The following is a 23141-nucleotide window of genomic DNA, read 5'->3' on the forward strand; positions in this document are numbered from 1 at the left end:
CTGGCAGGGTAGCGTCTAACGGCGCGGGATGGAAAGCAAGTCTTCATGCATGATCTTATGCCTGCAAGCAGTCGCGAAATAATGTGCCTTTAGTCCCGGGGTGCCGAAAGGCATGGGCCTCCGCGAACAGACGCTCATACCGGCAGGCAGGCACCGGAGCTGGCGAAATAGCACATTCTGCAGGCGTATGCCTTCATCGCCATCTTGTTCTGCGACCAGCGGTGGCAAGGGGACGGCCGGCCATGACGGAAACCGGACCGACCACCGAAAAAAGGGCGCCTTGCGGCGCCCTTCTGATCAACGAACTGCGGAAGGCTGCGGCTTACTTGCCGCCAGCCAGCCCGTATGCCGTCTGTGCCTGCTTCTGCAGGGCCTGGACATCGGCATCGGACAGCGGGCTGCTCTTGCCGCCGGCCTGCGAGACGTTCAGCACGACCTTGCCGTCATCCCCCCAGACCACACGCTGCTCGACATCCGTGGCAGCCGTATGGGAGGCCTTCTGGTCCTGCACGATGGCCCAGACCTTGCCATTGTTGTAGGCAAAATCGGTGGTGGTGAAATGCTTGCCCTTGTAATCGACCAGCTCGCGGATGAACTTGACGTTGCTGCCGTCGCGGAACACCTGCCAGGCCAGCGAATCATCGGCTTCCAGCTTGGTACCGTTGCTGACCTTCAGGCCGCCGATGCGGCTGCGCAGGTCGGTGAAGGAGGCAAACGCCTTCTCGCCATCGGTCGGCACCGGAGCCAGCTGCACGGTCACGGTGGCGGGCTTGCCCTGGGTCAGCACCGGAGCCTGCAGCGGCGCCACGAAGTGACGCTCGCCGTCGATGATCTCGGCATGAACCACATACAGATCCGCCGGATTCACGTCCTGGACGTTGATCGGCAGCTCGAACTTCAACGGAAACTGGGCCGCAGGCTGGATTTCCTTGGCCACCAGCGGGGTACCCGCCGGATTGGCGGCATCAACGATGCTCAACTCCAGCTTGGCCTGGTCGGTCGGCTGGGCACCACCGGCGGCAATGGTGACGGTACCCGACACCGAGCTGGCCACCGGGGCTGCGGCGGTAGCGTCCTTCGATGATTCCGACGACTGGCAGCCGGCCAGAGCCAGCGCTGCCACTGAAATAACCGATAAAGCCGACGTACGCATAGCTGCAACCTCAAAAAGGGAAATAGGGTCAAATGATGATCAGGCACGCCACCCGAGTCCGGAAAACCGGGCTTTATGGTGCTTTGCGCCAAGGCCAGTCCCTAGCATACCCATCGCCAGCGCCGGGTCAACGCAAAACGCCGTCCATATCGATGCCCGCCCCGCGACCGGCTGACGCCCCCCTTCGGGGGCGTCAGCCGCTTCAGCCCTCGCGGGGTGCCATCGCTGCGCTCGCCGGTTCGGCACTGGCCAGCCCGGGATCCCAGGCAGTCGCCTGCTGCTCGGCCCACACCGCGCCATGCAGCTGCGACAACGCATGCGGATCGCTCAGCAACTGCAGCCGCTGGGCCTCGGCCAGAGCCGGTCCCTTGGCCAGGGCGGCCTCGAAGCGGCGCTGACGCGCCGCGATCTGGATAGGCGTATCCAGATGCCGTGCCCGGGCCGCGCCGCAGGCAATGGCATTGACCAGGGGATCGGCCACGGCATCGGCAAAACCGGTATCGGCCGGCGCTTCACGGTTGTAACGGAAGGTATCGCCCAGCTCGGCCGGGGTGTGAATCTCCTCGGGAATCAGGAACAGCCCGGCCCGCTTGCAGCCACGACCGAAACTGACCCGGCTGGAATATACCGACACCGGCACCGACAGGGCCAGCGACACCACGATCGGCAGCATCCAGCCCAGGAAGTCCGGATTGAGCTTGTAGATCAGGATCGCCCACAGCACACCCAGCAGCGACTGCAGCCCGTGTCGGCGAAAGGCCTCGCCCCAATGCGTCTGGCTGTCATCGCGCGGCGGCGACTTCCAGACGATGGACCAGCCCATCAGCGCGGCATTGACGAACTTGGTGTGGAACAGCATCCGCACCGGGGCCAGCAGCATCGAGAACAACATCTCGATCAACATGCTCAGACCCAGCCGGGCGGCACCACCGTAGTTCTTGCTGCCCTTGATCCACAACCGCAGCACCGCCAGCACCTTGGGCGCAAACAGCAAGGCGGCGGTGGTACTGAACAAGGCGACCGCCCGCCCCGGATGCCATTGTGGCCAGATCGGCATCAGCTGGTGGGGCTGGGTGAAATAAGTCGGCACGATCAAGGTATGCACCGCCAGCAAGGCCGTGGACAACAGCAGGAAGGTGAACCACAGCGGCGCCGACATATAGGACATCACACCGGTCAGAAACACCGCACGATGAACCGGATGCATGCCCTTGACGAAAAACAGCTTGAAGTTCATCAGGTTGCCCTGACACCAGCGGCGGTCGCGCTTGAGCTCGTCCAGCAGGTTCGGCGGCAGTTCCTCGTAGCTGCCCGGCAGGTCGTAGGCAATCCATACGCCCCAGCCGGCACGGCGCATCAATGCCGCTTCCACGAAATCATGGGACAGGATGTCGCCGGACAAAGCCCCCTTGCCAGGCAACGGGGCCAGCGCGCAATGGCGAATGAACGGTGCCAGCCGGATGATGGCGTTGTGACCCCAGTAATGCGACTCGCCCAGCTGCCAGAAGTGCAGACCGGCCGTGAACAGCGGACCGTAGACCCGGGTGGCGAACTGCTGCACGCGGGCATAGAACGTGTCACGACCCGAAGCGCGCGGCGCGCTCTGGATGATGCCGGCCCCCGGATTGGCTTCCATCATCCGCACAAGGGTACCGAGACACTCGCCGCTCATCACGCTGTCGGCATCCAGCACGACCATGTACTTGTACTTGGCCCCCCAGCGCCGGCAGAAATCATCGATATTGCCGCTCTTGCGCTTGACCCGGCGACGGCGGCGACGGTAGAAGATCCGACCCGCTCCCTTGACGGTGGAGACCAGGTTGCGCCAGGCGCTGAGCTCGGCGGTGGCGATGTCCGGGTCGCCGCTGTCGCTGAGCACGAAGAAGTCGAAGCGATCCAGGTGGCCGCTGCGCTCGACCGACTCGTAGGTGGCCCGCAGACCGGCGAAAACCCGGCGCACGTCCTCGTTGGCGATCGGCATCACCAGCGCCGTACGCGCCTCGACGTCGATCGGCCCTTCCATCAGCCCCTGATGAGCCGAAATGCTGTAGCGGTCGCGGCCGATCAACAGCTGCCAGAAGCCCATCAGGGCGGTCCAGAAGCCCACCGAAATCCAGGCGAACAGCAGCACGAAAAAGACCAGGGTGACCATTTCCAGCCAGTGCCGGCCCTGATAAGGCATGGTCTGTGCCATGTACATGGTGGCTACCGCTGTCTGGGCCACCGTCATCAGCAACAGCGCCAGCCGTCGGATGGCGCCGGCACGACGCCAGTTGCCGCCCCGCGGATCCGGCGGTACCGGATCCTTTTCGTCCCGTTTGCGGGCCTGCTCCCGCTTGCTCCACAGGCTCTTCAGCCCCAGCCAGCCACGCTTGAAGGGACTGGTCACCCAGGGTTCGGGCACCATCGCCGAGCGCTGGATAGGCGGGGCCAGCGGCAACACTCCGTCCACCGCGACATCGGCCGGCAACGGCGCTTCACCGGCCGGCGCCTGATGCAGACGCCAGGGCTGGGAAACAGCCGCCGGATCCCCGGCCTGCGCGAGGATGGGCGGAGCCGGGTCCAATGCCGCCAAGCGGCGGTGCAGCTCGGCCAGCTGGGCCGCGGCATCAGCCGTCGGTGAATGACTCAGTACCTGGGCGCGCAGCCGGTCGCACGCGGCATCAGCCAGGTTCAGCTGCTGCAGATACTGCTCGCAAGGCGAAGAAAGACGGATGTGATCGGTCATGGCACGGGCAGCAGATAGCTCCAGGTTTCACTGAGCGTGGTGTCGCCCAGATGCAGATAGGCATTGATCTTGGCCGGCCGCGGCTTGACCCCGTCCGGAGTGTGCCGACGGAAGCGCAGCAGCAGACGGTAGCCCCCCACCGCTTCGTTGCGGACCACCTTCACTTCGACCAGGCTGATCTGCTGGCCCGGTTCGACCACGGCCTGAACCGGCGCGTTGACGGGCAGCTTGTCCAGATTGGCACCGGCGAAATCCACCAGCAGCTCTTCGCTGCCATCCGGCTTGCGGATCAGATTGTCCTGCTTGACCGTGCCCTCGCTGTAGCGGGTCTGGGTCACATGCGCCAAGGTCTGCGGCAAGGTCTGCTCGGTATTCTCGAAACGCAGCGAATACTCGTAATTGAAGGGCTGCAGCGGCTTGGGCTGCTGGCGGGGCACCCAATAGGCCACGATATTGTCATTGGTCTCGTCCGGCGTCGGAATCTCGACCAGTTCGACCCGGCCCGGACCCCAGTTGCCTTTCACATCGACCCAGCCGCTGGGGCGCAGGTCATAGCGATCATCCAGATCTTCGTAATCACTGAAGGCGTGGGAACGCTGCATCAGGCCGAAGCCCTTGGGGTTGACCGTCTCGAAACTGCTGATGGTCAGCATCCGCGGATCCAGCAGCGGCCGCCAGAACCACTGGCCATCCCCGGCATGCACCGACAGGCCCTCGGAATCATGCAGGGCCGGCCGATAGTCCGGGGTCTTCGGCGGCTGATTGGGGCCGAACAGGAACATGCCGGTCAGCGGTGCCAGTCCCAGCTTGTCCACATTGGCACGCATATAAACCCGCGCCTTCACATCGATCACCGCCGTGGTTCCCGGATGCAGGGTATAGCGATAGACACCGGTCATCCGCGGCGAGTCCAGCAGCGCGTAAATGATCAAGGCACTGTCGGTATTGCGCGGGCGGGCGATCCAGAATTCGGTGAAATAAGGAAATTCCTCACCGGTCGGCGCGCCGGTATCCACGGCCAGGCCTCGCGCCGACAGACCGAAGCGCTGGCCCTGACCGATCGCGCGCAGATAACTGGCACCCTGGAAGACCAGATTCTGATACCACTGCTTGGTCTTGGCATCCGGAACTTCGACCCGGAAGCCCGCGAACTGCAGCCCCTTCAGGTCATCGGCCGAAAAATGGTTGCCGCCGTAATTGAAATCGGCCGCATTGAACTTGATGTCCTGCACGCCATGGGCGGTGATCTGATGGATCTTGACCGGGGTGTTGTACTGCATGCCCTCGTGGAAAAAGCTGAGCCGGAAGGGCAACTTGTCGTTCCGCCACAGATCATGCTCGGCGTTGTACTGGATCTTGATGTACTGCTCGAATTTCAGGTTGGCCAAGGCATCCGGCAGATCGACCTGCGGACTGCTGTAGCTGTGCTGCGCCAGACGCTTGGCCTGGGTGGCGACATTTTCGAAACCGAAATCGAAATCCTTGGCGACCGCGGCCGAGCTCAGCAGACCGCCAAGCAGAAGACCTGCTGCAAGGCCGATCCGGCGCTGGAAAGATCCCGGCACTCGCCCGGAGCGCATACGGAATGTGGACGAACTGAAAGGCATAAGTGCGACCATGATTGAACAGGCTGGAGATGGAATGGGACCGTGCGCTTCACCGTGCCGACACACCGAGACCCAAGCCCTTGAATTTAGCACAGTGAAAAACCGGCCATGAATCGATTGCGAACCGGACCTTGCCGGTCGGAGCCGGATCAGTCAGGACCGCAGGCCGCAGTTTTGCCCCTGCCCGTCCCGTCGAGCCGCTTCGTGGCTCAACGACATGCTGATGGCCTTTCCATGCCGCGCAGCTGCAGACGAACGGGAAGTACTTGCATCATAAGCACTTTCATCATCATGGATTGATGCATCGCAGCACCCGGAGAGGCGGCGTCCGGCGCCTTTCGGGCCCTAGGACACCTGCCTGCACCGGACATGAATGAGGGGCGCACGCGGCACGGCCTGCAAGCGTTCGGTCCCGGCACCTGCTTGCGCATGAGGTTGCGAATCAGCCCGTGTCAGACATAGTGCATGGTTCGTGACATGCCTCCGTCGACCACGAAATCCTGACCGGTGACAAATCCCGCCAAGGACGAGAGCAGATAAACCGCAAGATGGGCGATATCCGGCGGCACCCCGACCCGACCCACCGGATGCTGGGCGTGATCAGCGGGGCTCAAATCCGGCTGTCGCCGCCTGGTCGCGACCTGCCAGGCGTCGGTGGCAATCCAGCCCGGACTGATGCTGTTGACCCTGATCCGCGGCCCCGCGCTGACCGCCAGCGCATGCGTGAAGGCCACCAGCCCCCCTTTCGCGGCGGCATAAGCTTCAGTGTGGGGTTCGGACTGCCAGGCCCGGGTCGAGGCGATATTGACGATCGCGCCCTGATTCCGGTCCAGCGCCCCGAAGGCATGCTTGCTGCACAGAAACGCCCCGTGCAGGCTGGTCAGCCCCTGGTTCCACTGCGCCCAGCTGAGCGTATCGATCGGCCCTTGATGGGCCTGGGCCACGCCGGCATTGTTGACCAGCCCGTCGATCTGTCCGAAATGGCGCAAACCCGCAGCTACAAAGGCCTCGACACTGCGTTCGCGGCGAACGTCCAGCCGCTGGAAGCGTGCCCTAGCCGGACACTTCCATGCCTGCAGACAGGCCTTGCCGGCCGCAGCATCCAGATCACCGATCAGGACCTTGCCCCCCGCCCCCAGCACCGCCTCGGCCAGGCCGCGACCAATGCCCTGGGCGCCGCCGGTAATCAGCACCACCCGATCCTGCAGCGGCGCCGCCGGCCATGCCATCACTCCAGGTTCGTTCATCGCCATGCTTCCGCCTCAGGATCTCCGACCATTGTCGCCTCCCATTCCACCAGCCGCCAGACTCGCCTTCGCGCCGGCCATCCGCGATGCCCGGGAGGACTGTCATCCCGCTCATCGCCTGTGGATAACTATGGTGATAACTGTGCCGCGTCACGTCAGGTCACGGCTTTGCGACAACCACGCGAGCACTTCCGGCAAGGCTTCGGGCTGAGCCGTGGCGCATTGAAAGCCATCATCGGTCAAAACCACAAACCGCACCATGGCGGGCTTTGCGGCTCGACCATCAGCTCTGACCGCACAACCGGGCTCAGGCCTGTGCGTCGATCCGGACCGGACCTTGCCTCGGAAATCGTCGTCAGATATGCCACCACCCGCTTGTGGATATCCTTGAACGACCCTCACATCGCCTCGATGAACGACATTTCCCGCGAACCGAACGGCAGTCGGTCCGGAATATGCATTGGTCACGTTTTGGAAACGTAGTATCCCGCCCAGACGGATTTAACCTCGCCGGCAAGGCCATATCCTAGAGACCGATCATGGTCCCGGTCCCGCCAGACCCGATCCGGCTGATCAGCGGATCCTCTTCGGCGGCTCGGCGCCCCCCACCCCTTGCTTGCTGGAGGCTTTCGTGCCCCGTTTGCCCTCGCTGTATATTTCCCACGGCTCGCCCATGACGGCCCTGCAACCCGGGCTGGTCGGCCAGCGGCTGGCCGAACTGGCTCGCGATCTGCCCCGCCCGCACGCCATCGTGCTGGCCACCGCCCACTGGCTTGCCCACGAACCGCAGGTCGGTGGTGCCGCGCAGCCGGCGACCGTACACGATTTCGGTGGTTTCCCACCGGCCTTGTACCAGATGCAATACCCGGCGGCCGGGGATCCGGCGCTGGCCGCCCGCGTGCTCGACCGTCTGAATGCTGCCGGGCTTCAGGCCCGAATCGATCCGCAGCACGGTCTGGACCATGGTGTCTGGGTTCCGCTGCGCATGCTCTACCCGCAAGCCGATATTCCGGTGATACCGCTGTCGATCCAGCCGCGACGAGGGCCGAGCCATCACTTCGAGATGGGCCGTGCCCTCGCTTCGCTGCGTGAGGAGAACATTCTGGTCATCGGCTCCGGCAGCATCACCCACAATCTGCATGACTGGAGGGCGGGCTACGGCGAGGGTCGCGAAGCCCCCTATGTGCGCCCCTTCATCGAATGGGTGGAACACGCATTGGAGCGCAATGACATCCCCGCCCTGCTGGACTACCGCCGACAGGCACCGCAGGCCGAGCGCGCCCATCCCACCGACGAGCATCTGCTGCCCTTGTACTTCGCGATGGGCGCCGCCGGTAGCGACACGCTCGGTGCCACCCGTATCGATGCCGGCATCGACATGGGCATGCTGGCCATGGACATCTACCGTTTTGACGGCACAACCACTATCGAGAAAGCGGCATGAGTCCCGAAACACTGCATTTCATTGAACGCCCCGCCATCGGCCAGGCCCACGGTCTGCTGCTGCTGCTGCACGGGGTGGGTGCCAATCCCCACGGTCTGGAGGGCCTGGCCCGGGAACAGGATCCAGGCCTGCACGTGATTCTGCCCGCCGGACCACTGACCTTCGGACCCGGCGCTTATGGCTGGTTCCAGGTCCAATTCACGCCTCAGGGGCCGGTGATCCAGCCGGAACAGGCCGAGGCCAGCCGCCAGCTGTTGATCCGCTTTATCACCGAGCAGCAACAACGGCTGGGCCTGGAGCCCGCCCAGACCGTCATCGCCGGCTTCAGCCAGGGAGGTATTCTCAGTGCCAGCGTCGGCCTGACCTCACCGGACAGCGTTGCCGGTTTCGCCATCCTGAGTGGCCGGATCCTGCCGGAAATCGAAGACCTGATTCCCGCCGATGTCGGCCAGCGCCTGCGCTCGGCCCTGATCCTGCACGGGCACCATGACAGCAAGCTGCCCTACAGCCTGGCAGAACGCTCGGAACAACGCCTGAAACACCATCAGGTCAGGCATGTCGTGCATGGCTATCCCGCCGACCACGAGCTGACGGCCGGAATGCGGGCGGACTTTCGCCACTGGCTGGAGCAGACCCTGCCGGCCTGACACCGTACCGCACCGCTCAGCCTGGCTGGGCGGTGTTCTCGCCAACCGCCCGCATCTTCTTCAGCAACAGTGACAGCACGCCACCGTGCCGGATGATCCCCGGTCCGACGTGAATGCCGATGGCATTGAGATTACCGATCACGAAGCATTTGGCGAACCGCTCAAAACCGCCCCGCCTGCGCTCCTCGAAACAGCCGTTGACGAACAAGGTGTCAAAGCCGAACGGAAAACGGAAGATGAATTCCAGCGAACGCGAATGCATGGCCAGATCAAGGTCATCGGGCGGAACGACGTCCAGACGTCCAAGCAGAGGATCCACCTCCACGGCCAGTGACAGGTCCAGCAACCATAGCCGGGTCGGCGCAAATGGCTGCAGTTTCATCCAGCGACGTGCCTGGCGCATCAACCAGCGGCTATTGTCACGGAATACCCAGGACTGATATACCGACATGGCCTCCCGCAAGGGGTCCAGGCCATCCATCAGCGGATATTCGGCCAGCGGTGCTGCCGCCGCCTCGGCATAACGCTGATCCCAGAATGCCAGGCTTTCCTGATCCTGCCGCAAGCGCCGCAGCGACTGCACTTCACCCGGTCGCATCACCACCACCTCGGCCCCGCTGGAAGCCAGTTCATCCCGTACCTGTCCAGGATGATTGACCGCATCGTTCATATACGCGTTCAGGCGATGTCCGAAACGGACATAACTTGCAAAAGGTATGCATGCCGAGGCCCCCAAATGCTCCATCTGCCGTCGCATCACGTCCAGCTTGGAACGGGCCGCGCGCTTGCGCCAGGCCGGATGGTCAGGGCCGCCCTTCCATGCCGCGTAGCTGAACTGGGTCAGCAGCACATCACAGGCGCCATGACATGTCCGGAAATCGGCCAGCGCCTGATCGGTACTGAGCAGGCAATCATTGAGATTGAAAATCCGCACCCCGTCGACCTCGATCAACAAGGCCGAGTCATACAAGTCGTTCTTCACGATCTGGACTGTAAAACCCGGTTGCAAGGCCAGCACTTCATCTTCATCCAGCTCCTGCACAGGGAAGCCCTGTCCCCGCAGGAATCCTGCCACCCGCTGATCGCGTGTGGTCTGGAACAGAAAGCGAATGCCCCGCTGGCGGATCAGCTCGCCATAACGCTTGAAAAACGGGGGCGAGAAGTGGTCCGGATGCTCGTGACTGATCCAGATCACATCGGTCCGCTGCAGCAGATCGCGTATCTCGGCATCCGTCGTTTCAGTCAGCAACGACCAGCCTTCATGGAAGACACGCCCGAAATACCAGGGATCGGTCAACAGGCCCAGCGAAGTATTCGAAACCAATACCGAGGCATGATTGACGAATTCAAGACGAGGACCTGACTCTTTCAGCACGACGACATCCGCATCCATCCACCTGCTCCATTACCTGTCCGGACTCCCTGGGCACAGGAATCATCGATGGCGATGATATCCGCTATCCCTCCCTCCGGCGACAGCCGTCCCTGCTTCGCTTTGCGGCCGGCAAGTCCATCACGGAACGCCTTCCGGGCAGGCTGGACATGATGGTGCTGTCCGCGGCCAGTCATCACGGATCCGGCAACAGTGCCGGCCGGGAGCAACCCGGTCATCGGCTTTTACAAGAGTATGGATCGAGATATCGGGATGACCCGATCATCGGACCGGAGCCTTCGGAAATACGGAATAAACGTCCATATGTTTTCATTCAAGTCCGCCCTGCACCAGGATCGCAGATATGTTGTCCCGGCCTTCGCCACCGGAAATCCGCTCGAACAGTCGGCGGACACCATCGGACGGGCTTTCGCACTGCCGCAGGATGGCCTCCAGCCCGGCATCTCCGATGTCGTTGTTGAGACCGTCCGAGCAAAGCAGATAGCGGGTTCCGGCTCCATGTTCCAGTGCCAGCCACTCCATTTCGAGCCGGCTGCAGGCGCCGACTGCCCGGGTCAGTGCACCGACCGGACCGATACGCCGGCCCGTGGCTTGCTGCTCGCCAATGACATGATCACGCGTGAGCTGTTGCAGATTTCCTTCCAGAAGCCGGTAGATGCGACTGTCTCCTGCCCATCCGCATATCGTCCGCACTCCGTCACACAGCAAGACGGCCACGGTGGATCCGATCACGACCACACCAAGCTGTCGCGCCAGTGTCCTAAGATCGCGATTGACCTGTTGCAGAACCGCTTCGACCTGAATCTGCAGCGCATCCAGACCAGAAGATGGCGGCAAGCTCTCCAGGCGCGCAACAATCATGGTGCTGGCCACATCGCCGGCAGCGTGGCCCCCCATGCCGTCGGCCACTACATACAAACCGATCTCCTCGCGCACCAGAATCGCATCCTCATTGCGAGGGCGGACCTTGCCGACGATCGTCTTCCCCGCTGCGCGCAAGCGTTGCCGGTCGTGCATCACCATACACCTGCCCCCCAGAGCGATACTGCCATCCACATGCCTTGCCGATATCCTGTCCCCGGGCCACGAATCGCCGCCGGCCAGGATGGGCCCAGTATCCACCGGCCATGCCCATCCGACCCGACAGCGGGGCTCAGCCAGCTGAGTCTGCGGCGGCCATATCGTCCGCCCTGGTACCTCCCGCTACAAGCCGATGTCGCCGTTGCGGCGTCAGCATCGCCATCACCCAGCGGGCCTCTGACTATCTCGGCCCCACGTGTCAGCCCTGGCATTTATCGGGCAACCGGATCAGGACCCCGGAAACAGGTATCCGCCCCGGGGGCCGGCCAAATGGCTGCCGGACGGTCAACCGCTGTCAGCTCAAATGTTTCGTCAACCAGGCTCTCGCGAAGCGCAGGTCTCGCTCCACGGTCGGCGTTGAAATACCAAGCAACCTGGCCGTTTCAGAAGCGGTGAAGCCCGCCATTTCCGTCAACGCGAAAACCTGCGCCTTGCGGACATCGATATGCTCCAACTGATCCATGGCCGCGGCTACCTCGCTCAAATCAGCCACCGGCAGACCGGGATCGACCAGACTCACGGTCAAGGTGACTTGCCGGCCACGCCGCTTGTCACTCTCGCGCCTGCGCGCCAGATCTATCAGCAGATGTCTCATTTGCAGGGCCGCGATGGCATGAAAATGTTCGCGGGATTCAAAACTGCTTCGCCGGGCGGAAAGACGCAACCAGGCCTCATTGACCAGTTCCGTAGGTTGCATTTGAGTGCGAGATTCGCCCGCCAGCTGGCGAACCGCCAACCGATGCAGCTGCTCATAGGCTTCGCGTGCCAGCAAAGCACCCGCCAGAGCATCGCCTGTCTGCCAGCGTGAAATCAAATGCGTCTGATCATCGTCAGAGGTGGCAAGCATAAATGAATCCTGTTCCGGAGATAGGCGCTCGATTCAATCTACGCCTTAGAAACAGGATTGCAAATGCATTTGCAAAAATCGCTTCGAAGCCGCCTGGCCATGCATGTCGCAGCAAAGCTCCGGTCCATGGGAAACGGGATCTGGCATCGATCCACCTTCAATGGATCGATGCCAATCCCGGACCGCGCCACTTTTCATCCCTGACCGAAGAAAAGGCGCCGACTGCAGAAAAACACACCTGCCGGCGGCATCTGAGCTCCATTCCCTTTGCCATCGAAGGGATCGGTTGAATATGCCACTTATATTATAATCGTGTGGCAATATATAAGGTCAGAAAACAGCCCAAGCTGAAACCCTGCAGATCATCTTGCCGGGGCATGCCGGCACCAGTTATTCAGGAACAGACTGCATGCCCGCTCCACGTTGCCACTCCCTGGACTCCGGGCACCGAGGAGCGCCCTGGCCCGGACGTCGAGTCTCCCATGGATAAAACCGGACAGCCGGCCGATAAAGATGGCAAGGTCAATATCGGCACATCAAGGTCTCAGACCCCGGACGGGCATGAATTGAATCGCTGGCGCCGGGTCAGTCAACTGTTCGACCAGGTATGCGGACTGCCTCCCGAACAGTGGTCCAGTGCGCTCAATGCACTCAGTCACGATGCCGCCGACATTGCCGGCACGCTGGATCTTTTGCAGGTCAGGACCCTGGATTTCAGCCGTCTGAAAAAGTCCATGGATCACCTCCTGCCTGAATCTGCACCCGATGCTCTGCTGGGACGGGAACTGGGCCCTTGGCGACTGGAGCGGGTATTGGGCGAAGGCGGCATGGGGGTCGTCTACCTCGCCGTACGCGCGGATCAGCTTTATACCCGCCAAGTGGCACTCAAACTCCTGCACCCCCGCTACCAGCATCTGTTGCACAGTCATCCGGGCAGGGAACGGGAAATCCTGGGCCGACTGGAAATTCCGGGCATTGCAAGGCTGTACGACGCCGGCGTCGCAGACCACGGCCAAGCCTATATGGTAATGGAATATGTCGAGGGCATACCCCTGGATACCTATGCCACTGCGCTATCGCTGCCGGACCGCATACGCCTGCTGGCAGCGATCTGCCGCATCGTCCATGCCGCCCACAACCAGCTGATCGTGCATTGCGATCTCAAGCCCGGCAATATTCTGATCAACGCGGCCGGCAAGCCTGTACTGCTCGACTTCGGCATCGCGCGGCTGATCGATCTGCTGGACGCGGACGGCGCGGTCGGACCGGCCTTCGCCAGTCCGACCTATGCCAGCCCCGAACTGCTGCATGGTGATATCGTCGGCGTCGCCTCCGATGTATTCAGTCTCGGTGTCCTGCTGGCCCAGACTCTCAGCGGGCAACGCCCTCCCATGCCCATGAGTGATCCGGCCGCAGCCGCGCCGAGTCTGTGGCCGGGCCTTGCACCAAAACTGCGTCGACAATTGCGAGGTGATCTCGATGCCATCGTCACCCGCGCCTGTGCCCCTGCTCCCGGCATGCGCTACAGCAGCGCCGAAGCCCTGGCCAACGACCTGGAACGTTATCTGCAGCATCGACCGGTACGCGCCCGTTCCGGCGCCCGCCTGCATCGAGTCAGCCTGTCGCTGCGCCGTCACTGGCGCTCGCTGCTGCCGATCTCCGTCGCCACGGTGGTGTGCGGACTGCTGCTGATCCGACTGATCCTGACCCAGCGTGAGGCCATTGCCAACGCAGCCATCACCAATCAGGTCAGCGAGGTCCTTATCAGCTCGTTCCAGGCCGTCGATCCTGAAAACCGGCATGACGACAAGCGCATGCTCAGTGCGCGGGATGTACTGGATGAGGCCGTAGCCCGCATCAACAGCAGCCTGCCAAACGCACCGTCCCTGCGCGCGCAGCTTCAGGCCGTGCTGGGTCAGGCCTATCAGAACCTCGGCCAGCCCAAGACCGCCGCAGGCCTCCTGGAACAAGGTGCTGCCGGACTGGAGCGCAACGGACATCCCATCCACGCGGCCTCCGCTTATGCCCGGCTCTCGATCCTGCAAAGCCGTGAGGCACAGTATGGCAAAGCCGCAGAACTGGCTGATCAGGCGAGCCGGTTGCTGCAGCAGGCCCACAGCCTCGCTCCCGCCCCCGCAGTGCAGTTGCAGATCTGGCAGGCCCAGGCCCTGGCCTTGGCTGGACAGGGCCGACACGAGCAGGCTGAAGCGCGATTGCAGCAGATTCTCGATACGCATGTGGCGGCAAGCGACGAGGCCAGCCGACACGAGGTCCTGGAAGCCATGCGCAATCTCGGCATCCTGTACCGGCAGCAAGGCCTGCTGCTGCGCTCGCAAGCACTGCTGGAGCGGGCCATGGCCATTTCGAAGACCCAGGATGGCTCCGACAGCTTCGAATACCAGTTGAGTCTGGATGCCTACGGTATGACCGTCTATCAGCTGGGTACCGTCGAGCGGGCGACCCGGCTGGCCGACCAGGAGCTTCACCTCACCAGCCACCTCTACGGACCGCACAGTCATCGGACCATTGATGCGGAAACCTGGCTGGCAGGTCTGGATCTGGATCTGGGCCACTACCTTGCATCAAGCCGTCATTTCGACCACGCGCTGCAAACGATTGCCCTGCTGGACGGCACCCTCAGCCGCGATTACGCCACCACCCTGTTCGGCAGCGGTGTCATGGAAGAAGCTCGCGGTGACCTGCCCGAAGCCGAGCGCCGCTATCGCCAGGCCCTGACGATCGCCCGCGCCGTCATGGGGCCGGACCACCCGGACAGCCTGTCCATGGAATGGGGACTGGCCCGGGAACTGACCCGCGCAGGCAAGCTGGCAGCTGCCCGCCCGATGCTGGATCGGGTCATCGCCATCCAGAAAAACCGGCTCCCGCCGGATGCGCCTGAACGGGTATACATGGATCTGGCCCTGGCCGAATGGCAGATTCACGCACGCCAGTTCGACGAGGCACGGCAGATCCTCGACCGGCTGGCTCGACAGCACCAGCACCCCGCGCCCGTCTTGTGGCTCAGCTGGATGATGGAGACAGCCAGGCTGGCCCAATGGAAAGGCGATGTCAGGGCCGCGGCACGCGACTGGGGCAGCGTCGTGCAGTCCTTCGCCCGGCACTATGGAAAAGACTCCACCGCCACCGCCAAATGGCGCATCATCTGGGCCCAGGCTCTGCTCGCCGATGGTCAGCAGGCCGCCGCACGTCAGGAACTGCAGCGAGCACAGGGCAAACTGCTGGAAGTGGCACCAGACTCCGATTTTGTCCACATCATGCAGGACTTGCGCAAGAAACTGGCCACAGGCAAGCCATTGCCGGCCATCGATTCAGGTGATTTGCCAGCACCTGCGCCCGGCCTTTTCACTCCGCTTCAAAAAAGCCGTCATGGCTGAACCATCCACCTGACTCTCGATGACAGCAGCTTGTTCTCGAGACATGACAGCCCGGCATGCCCGCCCTCTCCCCAAACTGCAGCGGGCAAGTGATGGAATTCGCAGCCGCGTCTCGCCTTGTAGAGATAGACCCCTCCTACACCAGGCGTTTCATGAAGCAGGCCATGCATTCACCCAGCCCCAAGCTCCCCCTGACAGCCTCTCCGGCGGCGGCCGACTCGACGGCCGCTTCACGCCACCTGCAGATCCAGCGCCTGCTTGCTTTTGTCGACCAGCATATCCGCGATCCTGATTTGTGCAGTGAACATCTTCAAGCACGCTTTCATATGTCACGCGCCAGCCTCTACCGCCTGTTCCAGTCCCGGGGTGGCATTGCCAACTATATCCGGGACCGACGCCTGCAGTTGGCGCATACCCAACTGCGCTTGTACCCGGCATCCAGCATCACGTGGCTGCTGTATGATTTGGGCTTCGGATCCGAACGGCAATTCCAGCGAGCCTTCCAGAACAAGTTCGGCCAATCTCCTACGCAATGGCGAGCCCGCTGCAGATCATTGGAATGCAGCACGGCAAACCACCCACCGGCGATTCCCGGGGTCCATGCCGCCGCCCAGCAGCAGACGGTCAGTTTTTCACAAGGAAAAAACACCACGGGACAGGCATCGCACCCTGGCAATCAACCCCATGCAAATCAGTTGATTGACTCAATCATGAGCTCCATATATACATAAGAATGCGCAGCACCGCACGCCGAGCGCGCCCAGGAAGAACGCCTCAAAAAGGCGTTATCCAATATATAAATACATCTATACGTAAATACATCTATACGTCTAGACATATATAGTGTCATAAATTTACCAATACATGGAGCATCATGACTTCATGGCTCGTTCCGACCAGGCTTGTCACTGCCTTGTCAAAGGCAGGTCGTGGGCTCGATCCATCTTACGATCCGGCATGATGCCGGAATTCACCGGCGACACGAATCAGCCGCAAGCCGGTTATATAAGCCGGCACAGGATCATCCAAGCATCGGTTCCGGTGATCTGCGAGTCGATGCCTCCGCTCGTCATGCCCTGTACTTGAGCCGGAGGCCATGGCGAGAAGTCGGGCCAGGGACCTGCGCCATGCAGTCAAACCAGGGCTCCTCCACCGCCTGCGTCCCACGCAAGTCATGATCGAGGCCATCGAGCGCTGCGCACCTGAAGAACACGTTGATGAATACAACGGTCGGAGTCACTGGCAACGATCGCCCACTTGATACGACTTGTGTCCGCGTTTTTTGTCGATGGCCCTTCGCCATGCGATCACTATGGGCACATTTGTGCCGTACCTCGCAACACAGACCTTGTGCAGCCAACTCTCCATGGAGTCATACCTCCGAAGAAAAACGAGCCTGAACAGTCCGCACAGGCTCCAGAGGCTGCCGAGCCCTGTCCGGCACGCAACGGTCCCAGTAAACGATTCATTTCCAGGCGCTTCAGCACCCATCACGCCCGACCTGGTACGTATGGAAACGGCAGGCGGACACAGGCCACTTGAGTGAGTGCCCGTCGGAAGGCGCGGGCGGCATCCCCGGCCCCATGCCTCCTCTTTCAGCCATTGACCTCTCCCCGGGCTGACGGAACACCTTTTATCAACAGGCTTATCCACAGATGGGATCCCAGTCTGGCCCCGTCTCGATCCGTGCCCGTCCGGACGACAAACCCAGACCATGCACGCAGCCATGTTGAAGGCGGTGGCTTTGGAACCGGCAGCTTTCCTTTGCAACCCCATCACACTGCACGGGCGGCATGCTGGTTGGCCAGCTCCCTGACCGACGGCAGCCGAGGCAACTCGGGGAAACCTTTGCTGTCCGGGCGCCCCTCGGGCGCTTGCCGGCGATGGCTTGGACGCCATCGCAAGCTTGATGTGCCTGGCCTGCGCGGCAAGCACCGCCTGCCCCCTCTTGCTGGGCCCGTCGCCGGACAGGGCATGCTCTTCCCTGTTGCCGCACGAATAAATGCTCGTTCTGATGCAGCTCAGTCGAAACAGGCTCGCTGCCCGCAGCATTTCTCCGTGTTCGCCGGCAACATGCCGGTCCAGCGGCCGCCAGCGAAAAGGCCGCTCCCGCCACCACCCCCAACATACGGCACGATGTATTCGGCCATCGACAAGAAAGTCCTGCTGTCAGGCTCCGACCGACTCCATATCCTGTATCGCAAGTCGTCGCTTCCGGGCCGGCATGGGCACTGCGCTGCCGCAGACAACACTGTTATGCTGAGCCGTCTTCGAGCAATCTGCGGCAGCTGCAACCTGACCGCCTGATCGGACCGATATCGCCCATTCCTGACACGTCCCGATGAGCACCACGAACTTGATCGACGGCCCTCTTCCCAAGGCCATACCTGCCGCATTGCTGCCACCTTCCGGCAATGGTGTCGTGCACAGCCATTTCAGCGTAAAGGGTGATGCGGGCCAGAGCTTTCGGAACTGGCAGGAACGCATGGGACCGGTCTACGACGTGCAGCCTCCATCCGCCAGGGCCATGGATACATTCCATGCTTCGGTCACCCGCCACAGCATCGAGCAGCTCAGTCTGCTGGAAATCCATACCGGGGCCAATCTGGCCGTACGATCGCTGGCCAGAGTTTCGACCGAAAGCATCGACGACATCAGCTTCAGTCTCTTTCTTGAAGGTCGACCCGCACAATACCTTGGCGGCCGCTCAGGCAAGGCTTCGGCGCCTCCCGATGCAGCTCCCGCTGTATTGGCGCTGGATATGGCCCAGGCCTGTACCATCCACAGCTTCGACAGTCGCATGCTGCTGCTGTTCGCACCGCGGAAATCGGTGGAGAAGTTCATTCCCGATGCCTCATCCCTGCATGGGCGCTGGCTCCGTGCGGAACAGCCGCTGCTGAGGTTGCTGTGCGACCACTTGCTGGCCGTGCGTCGTGATATCTCCGTACTCAGCGCCAAAAAAATGCAGGCGGATCTCGACACGGCGTTGCAGATCCTGGTTACGGCCTATGGGCGCCAGGCCGGGCTGGATGGCAATGGGCAGGCAGCGGTACGCGCCGCTGTCTACGCGCAGGTCCGCCGCCACGTGCAGTCCAGGTTGCATGACCCCATGCTTTCGCCTGAAAGCGTGCTGGAGTCGCTCCACCTTTCACGCGCCAGCGTTTACAGGATCTTCCAGGAGGATGGTGGTATAGCCGCCTATATAAGAAATCAACGCCTGCGCGCCGCGGCACGCCAACTGATGGTAAATCCACGTATCGATATTCTTCCACTCGCCTTCAATCTGGGCTTCAACGACGCATCGACTTTTTCCCGGGCATTCCGGATGGCGTTTGACATCACTCCGCGCGACCTGCGGAAAACGGCACTCGAACAGCCCTTCAATCTGTATGGAAAAAGCCGTTTTTCGACCCATGATGAAATCAACATGCTAGCTACCTGAACTGGATGGTCTGTCATGCCGCCTGGAGTTCAGTTACGCCGCGATGCGACAGCTGCCCGCCGAAGCGGATGATCTGCAGCACAATCAGTCGCAGATATCTCCAGTGACGATCTGGCCGCCCGGCTTCGCGTCAGTCACTGCCCCGGCGACGACACGCACCGGCCTTTGCATGAGTCGGCCCCGGGCCGGCATGCCTGAAGCGCCCTGCAGGTTCGAAGCGACTACTGGTCACCGGCAGCTGCAGGACTACTTGCCGATGCAGAACGAACCGAAAATGGCACCCAGCAGATCGTCGCTATGATACTCGCCAGTGACTTCGCCCAGTATCTGCTGCGCAGCGCGCAACTCCTCGGCGGCCAGCTCGCCACTGCGCTCGACCCGGACCATGGTCTGGGCTGCCTCGACATGGCTCAGCACGGTTTCCAGCGCCAGTACATGGCGACGACGAGCACTGTAATCGCCGTCACCGGCCTGGGCGCTGGCCAGATCCTTCAGCATCTGCTGCAGCAGGACCATACCCTCGCCGCTGCGGGCTGACAACCAGACCCGGCGGGCATCACCGAACACATCGCTGCGCGCCGGCAAACCCGACAGATCGATCTTGTTGATCACCACAATCCGAGCCGCGGCAGGATCCGTACCTTCGAACAAGGCCAGGTCCGCCTCGGCATGGGCCGCATCGGTCACCAGCACCACGATATCGGCGATGGCCCGCTCACGGCTGGCACGAGCCATGCCCTCGCGCTCGATGACATCCTCGCTGTCACGCAGGCCGGCCGTATCGGCCAGCTCGAGGCTGTATCCATCCAGGCTGATGCTTTCGCGCAATACATCGCGAGTAGTACCTGCGGTGGCGGTGACAATCGCCCGATCGCTGCCCGCCAATGCATTCAGCAGACTGGACTTGCCCTGGTTGGGACGACCGATCAGCGCCACCCGGCCACTGTCACTGAGTCGACGTCCGCGGCGTGATGCCGCGAGCAGCTGCCCGACCTGATCATGCAAGGCAGACAACCGGGCGGCAATCGCCGGATCGGCAAGAAAATCGATTTCCTCTTCAGGAAAATCAATGGCCGCCTCGATGTGCACGCGAGCTTCGACCAAGGCGCCGAAAACCCCCTGCACCTGATCGGAGAAGTCGCCTTCCAGCGTACGCAAGGCCGCACGGGCAGCGCTCTGCGAACGTGCCGCGATCAGATCGGCCACGGCTTCGGCCTGGGCCAGATCCAGCTTGCCATTGAGAAAGGCGCGCTCGGTGAATTCTCCAGGCCGTGCCCAGCGGGCCCCAAGCTGAAGGCAACGTTGCAGGACCTGATCCAGCAGCAGCGGGTTGCCGTGGCCTTGCAGCTCGAGTACCGGCTCCCCGGTATAGGAACCGCGCCCGGGGAAATACAGAAGGATGCCACGATCGATCAGTTCACCAGCCGCGTCGTGAAAGCCGCAGTAATGGGCGTGCCGCGGTCTGGGCCGCTGGCCCAGCAAGTGCTCGCCGATCCGGCCCGCCTCAGGCCCGGAGACGCGGACCACACCGATGCCGGCCAGTCCCGGCGCGGTGGCAATGGCGACGATGGTATCGGCAGATGACATGGAGGTGATTCCGGCAAGGCAGGCTGCAAACGATGACGCCGCCCGAAGGCGGCGTCATCGGGGCAGCGTCAGGATATCCGCAGCTTGGTATCGGCCTGCTCCACGCGGCGGATGATCATCCACTGCTGGATCAGGCTGGTACCACCGTTGATGATCCAGTACAGCACCAGACCGGCGGGGAAGAAAGCCATGACCACCGCAAACAGCAGCGGCATGAACTTCATCATCCGGGCCTGGGCAGGATCCATGCCAGCAGGCGGCGGGGTCAGCCACTGGGTGGCCAGCATCACCAGCACATACAATGCCGGCAGGATGAAATAGGGGTCCTGTACCGACAGATCATGGATCCAGCCGTAGAACGGCGCCTGCCGCAGTTCGACGCTTTCCGAGAGCACACGATACAGGCCGATGAAGACCGGGAAGGTGATCAGCACCGGCAGGCAGCCGGCCATCGGATTGACCTTTTCCTTCTTGTACAGGTCCATCATGGCCTGCTGCATCTTCATCTTGTCGTCGCCGTAGCGCTCCTTCAGCGCGTCGACACGAGGCTGCAGCTTGCGCATGCGGGCCGCCGAGTAGAACTGCAGCGCGGTCAGCTTCCAGATCGCCGCCTTGATCACCAGCACCAGCAGGATGATGGCCAAGCCCCAGTTGCCGCACAGCGCTTCCAGCTTGGAAAGCAGCCAGTGCAGCGGCTGGGCGATCAGGGTGAACCAACCATAATAGGTGGTCAGATCAAGGCCGGGAGCCACGGCGTCCAGGGTGCCCTGCAGCTTGGGACCGATATAGATCCTCGCCTCGTGCTGGTAGCTCTGCCCCGGTGCCACGCTGATGGCAGGGCTCACCGCACGCAGGATATAGCTGGGACGCGCACTGTCCGGCCCCAGAATGGCGGTACTGAAGGTATCTGCTTCACCCGCAGCGGGAATCCAGGCGACAAAGAAATAATGCTGCAGCATCGAGATCCAGCCACCGATCGTGGCCTGGTTCAGCGGATGCTTCTTGAAAGCGTCGAAACCCAAGGTCTGGAACTTGTCCTGCGGACTGTACCAGCCGCCGCCGAAGAAGCTGTGCGACGAGGGATCGGTCAGTGATTTCCACCAGCCGTGGTCTTCCACCGGCGCCATCCGCTGCAATTGCTCGTAGGCATTGCCCTGCCAGGGCGTGCTGCCGCCATTGTCGATATGCTGACCGAAGCCGACCACATAACTGTGGGCCTTCAGCACATAGCTCTTGACCACCTTGACGCCGTTCGGGCTCTGCCAGTCCAGATCCAGACGCACCGAATCCTGACCCGATGCCAGCTTGACCTGACTCTGGGCGGCATGGAACAAGGCATGATGATCAGGCGCAGCACCGCCATTGCTGACCAAGCCGCTTTGGGCGACATAGATGTCGTCACGGCTGTTGTCCAGCAGGGTGGTCGGCGCAGGATCGGGGTTCTTGCGCGTCCGGGGTGTCGCCGTGAAGTCCAGCAGCTCGGACTTGACGATATTGCCGCCACGGGTATCGATGGTCAGCCGCAGCACATCATTGCTGAGCGTCACCAGCTGGCCGGCACCGGAGGGAGTCGCTGCTGCCGTATCCTGACCGGGAATCGCCGCGGTCGGAGCGACGTCGACATCCGGAGCATTGGCCGCGACCGATGAAGCCGCAGGCTGAGGACCATAGTCCTTTTCCCAGGCATTCCACAGGAAATAGGCCACAGCCATCAAGGCGAACAGCAGAAAAGTACGCGTTTGGTTCATCGCGGAAACGGATCCAGAAAGTGGAGCAGGACGAAGTTCGCGTCCGCCAACTCGGTGGGAGGATACGGCGCAGTCAGCGCGCCATTGTGCCGACCGGCGCCGCAGGCTTCAACGCCCGCAGCTTTTTCCACAGCAGATCCATTTCATCGAGCAACACCCGCCCCGGCACACCGGAGGCCTGATCACGAGCCATCACCACCAGATCGACATCCGGCAATTCATGGCGAACGCGACGGAATGACTCGCGCAGCAGGCGCTTGATGCGATTGCGTTCAACCGCCCGCTTGGATACCCGCTTGGAAATCGCCAGGCCCAGACGCGCCTGACCCAAGGCATTGTCCCGATACCGGGCATGAAAACAGCGGCCGCCGAGGCGACCGCTGGATTGACGCAGGGCGGCGAAATCAGCGGCGCTACACACCCGCGCGGTGCGCGGCAGATCAGCGTCACCCTTCATCGCAACGCTCGATTACGGGATCAGACGCTTGCGACCCTTGGCACGGCGGGCATTGATGATCTTGCGACCATCGGCAGTGGCCATGCGGGCGCGAAAGCCGTGGGTGCGAGCACGCTTGAGCTTGCTGGGCTGGTAGGTCCGCTTCATGGCTTCCTCCTAAATTGGGTTGGTAAAAGGGTCGAAATTGTGACCTGAAAAACGGCACCTTGTCAAACCCCCTCGCTGCGGCCTGTGGAGAGAGCTGTGGAGGGCTGTGTGGACATCGGTGTGGATATCTCTGTGTCCGGTTTGTGTCTTGTCATCACAAGCTGCTGCTAGAATGGTGCGTCCACCGATACAGACGCGATTTCGAGGCTGTGGATAAGA

The 23141-nt window shown here is 62.2% G+C and carries 16 protein-coding genes and 1 pseudogene; 6 read left to right on the top strand and 11 right to left on the bottom strand.

Annotated elements, in window-relative coordinates; translation table 11 throughout:
* Positions 1 to 322 precede the first annotated feature (322 nt).
* The 4 genes from FRAAU_RS16170 to FRAAU_RS16185 all read right to left on the bottom strand — a co-directional run bounded on the left by FRAAU_RS16170 (position 323) and on the right by FRAAU_RS16185 (position 6741).
* Positions 323 to 1123, bottom strand: coding sequence for a DUF1481 domain-containing protein (locus tag FRAAU_RS16170; RefSeq protein WP_052317945.1), 801 nt, complete (start codon positions 1121 to 1123; stop codon positions 323 to 325).
* Positions 1124 to 1355: 232 nt separating this feature from the next.
* A complete protein-coding gene (gene mdoH / locus FRAAU_RS16175; RefSeq protein ID WP_014404599.1) occupies positions 1356 to 3881 on the bottom strand; it encodes a glucans biosynthesis glucosyltransferase MdoH in 2526 nt (841 codons plus the stop codon).
* Positions 3878 to 5488, bottom strand: a complete 1611-nt coding sequence (locus FRAAU_RS16180; protein WP_217176235.1) for a glucan biosynthesis protein G — start codon at positions 5486 to 5488, stop codon at positions 3878 to 3880. The genes mdoH and FRAAU_RS16180 overlap by 4 nt, the downstream gene beginning before the upstream one ends.
* 452 nt (positions 5489 to 5940) lie before the next feature.
* Entirely contained in the window at positions 5941 to 6741 is an 801-nt protein-coding gene (locus tag FRAAU_RS16185) for an SDR family oxidoreductase (RefSeq protein ID WP_014404601.1), read from the bottom strand.
* A gap of 625 nt (positions 6742 to 7366) precedes the next feature.
* Here FRAAU_RS16185 and FRAAU_RS16190 point away from each other — a divergent pair.
* Positions 7367 to 8179, top strand: a complete 813-nt coding sequence (locus FRAAU_RS16190; protein ID WP_014404602.1) for a DODA-type extradiol aromatic ring-opening family dioxygenase — start codon at positions 7367 to 7369, stop codon at positions 8177 to 8179.
* Positions 8176 to 8826 (top strand): alpha/beta hydrolase, encoded by a 651-nt coding sequence (locus FRAAU_RS16195; RefSeq protein ID WP_014404603.1) that lies wholly within the window; start codon positions 8176 to 8178, stop codon positions 8824 to 8826. The genes FRAAU_RS16190 and FRAAU_RS16195 overlap by 4 nt, the downstream gene beginning before the upstream one ends.
* A gap of 16 nt (positions 8827 to 8842) precedes the next feature.
* On the opposite strand, the gene FRAAU_RS16200 is transcribed toward FRAAU_RS16195, so the two are convergent.
* The 3 genes from FRAAU_RS16200 to FRAAU_RS16210 form a co-directional block, all read right to left on the bottom strand.
* Entirely contained in the window at positions 8843 to 10219 is a 1377-nt protein-coding gene (locus FRAAU_RS16200) for an MBL fold metallo-hydrolase (protein ID WP_014404604.1), read from the bottom strand.
* A gap of 309 nt (positions 10220 to 10528) precedes the next feature.
* Positions 10529 to 11236 (bottom strand): PP2C family protein-serine/threonine phosphatase, encoded by a 708-nt coding sequence (locus FRAAU_RS16205; protein WP_014404605.1) that lies wholly within the window; start codon positions 11234 to 11236, stop codon positions 10529 to 10531.
* 358 nt (positions 11237 to 11594) lie between these two features.
* The gene (locus tag FRAAU_RS16210; RefSeq protein ID WP_014404606.1) at positions 11595 to 12146 is read right to left on the bottom strand and encodes an ECF-type sigma factor; all 552 of its coding nucleotides are present in this window, start codon (positions 12144 to 12146) and stop codon (positions 11595 to 11597) included.
* A 2-nt stretch (positions 12147 to 12148) separates the two neighbouring features.
* On the opposite strand from FRAAU_RS16210, the gene FRAAU_RS17355 reads away from it, so the two are divergent.
* The 4 genes and pseudogenes from FRAAU_RS17355 (at position 12149) to FRAAU_RS18060 (ending at position 18983) form a co-directional block, all read left to right on the top strand.
* Positions 12149 to 12436, top strand: coding sequence for a hypothetical protein (locus FRAAU_RS17355; protein ID WP_156803450.1), 288 nt, complete (start codon positions 12149 to 12151; stop codon positions 12434 to 12436).
* 192 nt (positions 12437 to 12628) lie between these two features.
* Positions 12629 to 15541: a serine/threonine-protein kinase gene (locus FRAAU_RS16215; protein ID WP_014404607.1), complete on the top strand. Its 2913-nt coding sequence runs from the start codon at positions 12629 to 12631 to the stop codon at positions 15539 to 15541.
* 152 nt (positions 15542 to 15693) lie between these two features.
* A pseudogene (locus tag FRAAU_RS16710) lies at positions 15694 to 16128 on the top strand (helix-turn-helix domain-containing protein); the annotation flags it as partial.
* Between the two features lie 1754 nt (positions 16129 to 17882).
* Positions 17883 to 18983 carry a helix-turn-helix domain-containing protein gene (locus FRAAU_RS18060; protein WP_014404610.1) on the top strand — a complete coding sequence of 367 codons (1101 nt, stop codon included), beginning with the start codon at positions 17883 to 17885 and terminating at the stop codon, positions 18981 to 18983.
* Positions 18984 to 19229: 246 nt separating this feature from the next.
* Here the strand turns inward: FRAAU_RS18060 and mnmE are convergent, their stop codons facing one another.
* The 4 genes from mnmE to rpmH all read right to left on the bottom strand — a co-directional run bounded on the left by mnmE (position 19230) and on the right by rpmH (position 22922).
* Positions 19230 to 20570 (bottom strand): tRNA uridine-5-carboxymethylaminomethyl(34) synthesis GTPase MnmE, encoded by a 1341-nt coding sequence (gene mnmE / locus FRAAU_RS16230; RefSeq protein ID WP_014404611.1) that lies wholly within the window; start codon positions 20568 to 20570, stop codon positions 19230 to 19232.
* A gap of 68 nt (positions 20571 to 20638) precedes the next feature.
* Positions 20639 to 22318: a membrane protein insertase YidC gene (gene yidC, locus FRAAU_RS16235; protein WP_014404612.1), complete on the bottom strand. Its 1680-nt coding sequence runs from the start codon at positions 22316 to 22318 to the stop codon at positions 20639 to 20641.
* A 73-nt stretch (positions 22319 to 22391) separates the two neighbouring features.
* Entirely contained in the window at positions 22392 to 22775 is a 384-nt protein-coding gene (rnpA, locus tag FRAAU_RS16240) for a ribonuclease P protein component (RefSeq protein WP_014404613.1), read from the bottom strand.
* A 12-nt stretch (positions 22776 to 22787) separates the two neighbouring features.
* Positions 22788 to 22922 (bottom strand): 50S ribosomal protein L34, encoded by a 135-nt coding sequence (rpmH, locus tag FRAAU_RS16245; RefSeq protein WP_014404614.1) that lies wholly within the window; start codon positions 22920 to 22922, stop codon positions 22788 to 22790.
* Positions 22923 to 23141: the final 219 nt, after the last annotated feature.

Source organism: Frateuria aurantia DSM 6220, from assembly GCF_000242255.2.
GTDB lineage: Bacteria > Pseudomonadota > Gammaproteobacteria > Xanthomonadales > Rhodanobacteraceae > Frateuria > Frateuria aurantia.